The following is a 5,177-nucleotide window of genomic DNA, read 5'->3' as shown; positions in this document are numbered from 1 at the left end:
GAGGCCGCCGCGCTGTGGGCCGCGCTCACCCAGCACCGCGGCATCGAGGGTCGCGACGCCGTCTGGGGGCACCCGGACCTGCTCCCCTCGGACGACGACTTCGCCGACCCGGTCGCCTTCGCCATGAACGACATGGATCTGAGCGAGCTGGACAGCTTCGACTTCACCGCACCCGGTGGGGTCGAGGAGAAGGCCCCCGGCAAGCCCGACGAGACCGACGGCGACAGCGACGGCGACACCAAGGCGTGAGCCTGAGCCCTGACGCCTGAGCGTCGACCCGGGCGTCCGCGCGTTCTGGCGGGCGCCCGGGTCGCACGTCGCCTTCGAGATGCCTCTGAGGTATGCCGCTCACCAGCAGGTCGACGTGGCGGGCCAGCCTCGTCGTGGGTGAGGACCCGCTCGTCCAGGCTTGCCGAGGGTTGGCTGGCTGGTGAGTGTCAGGCGGGGCGGCCTGAGCCGGAGAGCAGGGCGCGGGTCGCCTCCCACCCTTCGAAGGCCGGGTCCAGCGTGGCCAGGTCGGCCGGGCCGCGCAGCCGTCGCCAACCGGCGGTGACCGCGACGTCCCCAGGTCGGGGGGCACCGGACCGCACGTCCGCCGGCGTCGCCGTGTCCAGGTCCAGCGTGGGCACCCAGCCCGGCACGGGCAGCCGCACTGCCACACCGAGCAGACCCGGGCCACCGCCGTCGACCGGGGCCACCGCCACGGGTCGGGTGGTGAGCGGCCGCAGCAGCTTGCCGACGGTCAGTGCGGGCAGGTCCGGCACGTCGCCGACCAGCACCGCCGCCTGGTCGTAGCCCTCCAGCGCGGCGAACACCGCGTTCGGCGTCGGCTCGGCCACCTCGTACACGGTCGTCCCGGGCCAGACCAACGCGTCGGCCAGGGCCCGGTCGGCCGGGGTGACCGCGACCGCGATCTCCACCTCGTTGAGCGTGGCGAGCAGGTCGATGACGTCTTCCGCGAGAGCCGCCCGCCACTCCGCCAAGTCGACGCCCGGCGGCGACCACTGGACCGGCCCGAGCAACGCCACTACCACCCGTCGTGCCACCTGCCGACCCTAGCGCGTACTCCGACCGCAACCCGAGCCCGCCGACCCGCTCCAGATTGGCGACCTGGGGGTGTCCGCGACGCCGGATGCCCCCATGTCGGCGATCTGGAGTCGATCAAAAGGGATCAGGCGTCAGCGGGCCGCACGGGGACGGGGCCTGCGGGACGGGTCAGGTGGAGACGGGAGCGCAGGAGGCGGCGGCCACACCTTCGAGGTAGCCCCGCGCGCGCTCCGCCCTGGGGTAGCGGCCGACCAGCGCCCAGAAGCGGGCGTTGTGGCTGGGCACGATGAGGTGCGTCAACTCGTGCAGCAGCACGTAGTCGATCACCCAGTCGGGCATCTCCTGGACACGGTGCGAAATCCGGATGCTGCGGTCGGCGGGCGTGCAGGACCCCCACCGACCGTTCTGGTTGGTGACCCAGCGGACGCTGGCCGGCACTGCCTTCGAGGCGTACTCGGCGAGGTGGAGGTCGATGAGCCGGGTGGCCCGCGCCAGCAGCTCGGCGTCCGAGCGGGCCAGGCGCCCCTCCCGGGCGGCGAGCCGGGCGAGCATCCGGTCGACCCACTCGCTCTCCTCGGCGCGGGAGAACTGGTCCGGGATGAGGACGACCACGCGCTCACCGTCACGGTACGCGGACACCGTGCGTCGTCGGCGCTGGCTGCGCCGCACTTCGACGACCGGCTTGCGCGTCCCCGCCATCACTGGCCCGCGCAGCCTCGGCTACGTGTCACGAAGGAAAGCTAATGCGTACTGACCAGGGGTCCGCAAGAGTCAACCGCGCGACACGCGCCCAGAAAGTGGTGATTGGTCGCCAGGAGTCCGGAAAATTTCTTGACAGCGACGTCATCGAGCCATCTCGTCACCCTTCGTGAACGCCGATGGCGGCCGTACGCGACGCCTTCTCACCGTAGGTGATCACCGTCCTCGATTCGGCCTTGGGGGGCACCCGCACGGGTGGCTGTGAGGGTTTGGTCGGCGTGTCCCCGCCAAACTGACTTATCCGACCTATTTCGCCATGCACACTCTCGACGTCGACTTGCTCACAGTGTCGATGCACAGCTGACATGGAACTGCCCAGACCTGGGTAGGGTCCGCGAACCAGCGGTCACGAAGGTGGCCGCGGAGTGAGACCCAGCGCCGGCGCCCCGTGTGGCCCGCCGCCGGGCACCCCCGCCGGGACGGCATCGACCGGCGGACGAGACGAGGAGGGCACCGTGGCCGACCAGGCCCAGACGACCTACAACGGTTACTGCGTGAAGTGCAAGGAGAAGCGGGACTTCGAGGGGCACGTCGAGGTCTCGAAGACCGGAATGAACATGGCCAAGGGCAAGTGTCCGGTGTGCGGGACAACAGTGAACCGCATCCTGGGTAAGGCCAAGGTCTGACCCGCACGGCTGACGGGGGCGGGGTGGCTGACGGCCGCCCCGCCCCCGTTGCCGTCCGGGGGTGCCCACATTCGTGTGTCGGGTGACTGACAGCCGTCCCGGCGGGCTGTGGAAAACCCGGCGGAGCCTGTGGATAACCCTGGACAGAGGGCCGGGCACCTGTGGACAACGATCGACCGAACGCGAAGATGCGGTCACGATCAGCGACCATGAGCCGCACCCCACTGCCCCGCCCCACACTGCTGCCCGGCCTCAACCGACTCTGGCGGGACCGGCACACCCTCCAGCTCGGCGTCGGGCCGGGGCTTGCCGTGCTGCTCGAGCTGGCCAACCCCCGAGCCGCCCACCTGCTCGACCTGATCGACGGCACCCGCAGCGAGCGCACCGTGCTGGCGCAGGCGGCCACCGTCCAGGTCACCGCCCACGAGGCGCGTACGCTGCTCGACGCCCTGCGTACGGCCGGCCTGCTGGTGCCCGCGCACAGCCTGCTCCCCCGTGACCTCGCCGGCCCGGTTCGTGCCCGGCTGACGGCGGAGGCCGGCGCCCTGGCCCTGACCGCTGCTCGGCTGCCCTGCACCCCCGCACAGGTTTTGCGTCGGCGGCGGACCGCCCGGGTGGCGCTCACCGGTGCCGGGGCGCTCGGTGCGCCGTTGGCGGTGGCGCTGGCCCAGGCCGGCGTCGGACAGGTGATCCCTCAGCTCACCGGCCCGGTACGCCCCGTCGACCTGGTCGGCACCGGCATCCCTACCGTCGAGCTGGGCCACCCGCTGGCACCGGCGGTGCGCGCCGCTGTCGACCGCGTCGCGCCGGGCACCGGCACCCGTCCGGTCCGGGGCGGCCGGGTGGACCTGGTGATCCAACTCGGCACGGACCGGCCACCCGCGCTGCTCGCCGCCGGCCACGCCCAGCGGCGGCAGGCACATCTGCTGGTCACCCTTCGCGAGGGCGTACCGGTCATCGGGCCGCTGGTCCGCCCACCTGCCGGGCCCTGCCTGCACTGCGTGGAGCTGCACCGGGCCGACCGCGACCCGGACTGGCCGCGGCTCGCCGCTCAGCTCGCCGGCACCGATCCGGTCGCCGCCGGCGCGACCAGCACGTTGTTCGCCGCCATCGGGTACGCGCTGGCCGAGGCGCTGACGCAGCTCGACGGCGGTCAGCCCGAGACGCTGGGTGCCGCCATGGAGATCACCGGTGCGGGTGGTTTCCGCCGTCGAGGGTGGCCGCCACATCCGGCGTGTGGGTGCTCGCGGGGCCGGGTGTCCGCACCAGCCCGGCCGCAGACCAGCAGCGGAGCCCTCCAGTCGGTAACAATGACCGTGTGACCGACATCCCGCGCCGCGCCGTGTCCCGCACCGCCAAGCTCGCCGCCCTACCGCTCGGCTTCGCCGGCCGGACGGTCCTCGGCATGGGAAAGCGCGTCACCGGGCTCGCCTCCGACGTGATCTCCGCGGAGATCCAGCAGCGCACCGCCGAGCAGCTGTTCAGCGTGTTGGGCCAGCTCAAGGGCGGGGCGATGAAGTTCGGCCAGGCGCTGTCGGTCTTCGAGGCGGCGCTGCCGGAGGAGATCGCCGCGCCCTACCGCCAGGCACTCACGAAGCTCCAGGAGGCAGCGCCACCGCTGCCGGCGGCCAGCGTGCACAAGGTGCTCGCCGAGCAGCTCGGCCCCGACTGGCGGGACCTGTTCGTCGAGTTCAACGACACCCCGGCCGCCGCCGCCAGCATCGGCCAGGTGCACCGGGCGCGGTGGCGGGAGCCGGGGTTCGACGAGTCGGGGGTGCCGAACAGCCGCGACGTCGCCGTCAAGATCCAATATCCGGGTGCCGGCGAGGCGTTGCTCAGCGACCTCAAGCAGCTCTCCCGCCTGGGCGGGATGTTCCGGGCCATCCAACCCGGCCTGGACGTCAAGCCGCTCCTGGTGGAGCTGCGCGAGCGGATCACCGAGGAACTGGACTACGAGCTGGAGGCCGAGTCGCAGCGCGCCTTCGCGGCCGCGTACGCCGACGACCCGGAGATCTACATCCCGAAGGTGGTCAACGCGGCACCCCGGGTGCTGGTCACCGAGTGGGTGACGGGCACCCCGCTGGCCGACATCATCCGTGAGGGCACCGAGGAGGAGCGGGACGAGGCGGGCCGGTTGATGGCCACCCTGCATCTCTCCGCGCCGCAGCGTGCCGGGCTCCTGCACGCCGACCCGCACCCGGGCAACTTCCGGCTGCTGCCCGACGGCCGACTCGGGGTGATCGACTTCGGTGCGGTGGCCCGCATGCCGGAGGGCACGCCGGAGCCGATCGGCCGCATCGCCGCGACCGCCCTGCGCGGAGACGCCGACGAGGTGGTTGCGGGGCTTCGTTCGGAGGGCTTCATCGGCTCCGCCGAGGAGATCGACGCCGAGGGCGTGCTCGACTTCATCCGTCCGATGCTGGAGCCCATCGCGGCGGACGGGTTCCGGTTCACCCGGGCGTGGCTGCGGGCCGAAGCAGGCCGGCTGGCCAGCCCTCGCTCCCCCACGTACCAGCTGAGCAGGCAGCTCAACCTGCCGCCGTCATACCTACTGATCCACCGGGTGACGCTCGGATCGATCGGTGTGCTGTGCCAGTTGGAGGCGAGGGCCCCGTACCGCAGCATCCTGGAACGCTGGCTGCCCGGCTTCGCGCCGGTCGCCTGACGACGTGACGAAGGGCGGGTGCCGGTCGGCACCCGCCCGTCTGCGTGGGGTGGTTCTATTGAACGCCCAGGTCGCGCGCC

The 5,177-nt window shown here is 72.3% G+C and carries 6 protein-coding genes; 4 read left to right on the top strand and 2 right to left on the bottom strand.

Annotated features, from left to right (window positions below; all coding sequences use genetic code 11):
- The coding region (locus ACWCO3_RS31190) for a zinc-dependent metalloprotease (RefSeq protein WP_450013464.1) at window positions 1-249 on the top strand (249 nt) is incomplete at its 5' end.
- A 188-nt stretch (window positions 250-437) separates the two neighbouring features.
- Here ACWCO3_RS31190 and ACWCO3_RS31185 read toward each other — a convergent pair.
- Together ACWCO3_RS31185 and ACWCO3_RS31180 are read right to left on the bottom strand one after the other, a co-directional pair.
- Entirely contained in the window at window positions 438-1,046 is a 609-nt protein-coding gene (locus ACWCO3_RS31185) for a glycosyltransferase family protein (protein WP_145779091.1), read from the bottom strand.
- Between the two features lie 169 nt (window positions 1,047-1,215).
- Complete coding sequence (locus ACWCO3_RS31180) at window positions 1,216-1,746, bottom strand: M48 metallopeptidase family protein (RefSeq protein ID WP_145779090.1); 531 nt, start codon at window positions 1,744-1,746, stop codon at window positions 1,216-1,218.
- A gap of 515 nt (window positions 1,747-2,261) precedes the next feature.
- Here ACWCO3_RS31180 and ACWCO3_RS31175 point away from each other — a divergent pair.
- The 3 genes from ACWCO3_RS31175 (at window position 2,262) to ACWCO3_RS31165 (ending at window position 5,097) form a co-directional block, all read left to right on the top strand.
- Window positions 2,262-2,432: a DUF5679 domain-containing protein gene (locus tag ACWCO3_RS31175; protein ID WP_167457767.1), complete on the top strand. Its 171-nt coding sequence runs from the start codon at window positions 2,262-2,264 to the stop codon at window positions 2,430-2,432.
- Window positions 2,433-2,641: 209 nt separating this feature from the next.
- Window positions 2,642-3,754: a hypothetical protein gene (locus ACWCO3_RS31170; protein WP_450013461.1), complete on the top strand. Its 1,113-nt coding sequence runs from the start codon at window positions 2,642-2,644 to the stop codon at window positions 3,752-3,754.
- On the top strand, window positions 3,751-5,097 hold the full coding sequence (locus tag ACWCO3_RS31165) for an ABC1 kinase family protein (RefSeq protein ID WP_145779088.1): 1,347 nt from the start codon (window positions 3,751-3,753) through the stop codon (window positions 5,095-5,097). The genes ACWCO3_RS31170 and ACWCO3_RS31165 overlap by 4 nt, the downstream gene beginning before the upstream one ends.
- The last annotated feature ends 80 nt before the right edge of the window (window positions 5,098-5,177 follow it).

The sequence above is a fragment of the Micromonospora sp. NPDC002411 genome, assembly GCF_053592955.1.
The sequence above is the reverse complement of the archived record's forward strand: the minus strand, read 5'-3'. Positions and strand labels throughout refer to the sequence as shown.

Bases quoted from the DNA above. Each gene is read 5' to 3' on its own strand.
- ACWCO3_RS31170 (WP_450013461.1), top strand. From the start codon at position 2,642: ATGAGCCGCACCCCACTGCCCCGCCCCACACTGCTGCCCGGCCTCAAC.
- ACWCO3_RS31180 (WP_145779090.1), bottom strand. From the start codon at position 1,746: ATGGCGGGGACGCGCAAGCCGGTCGTCGAAGTGCGGCGCAGCCAGCGC.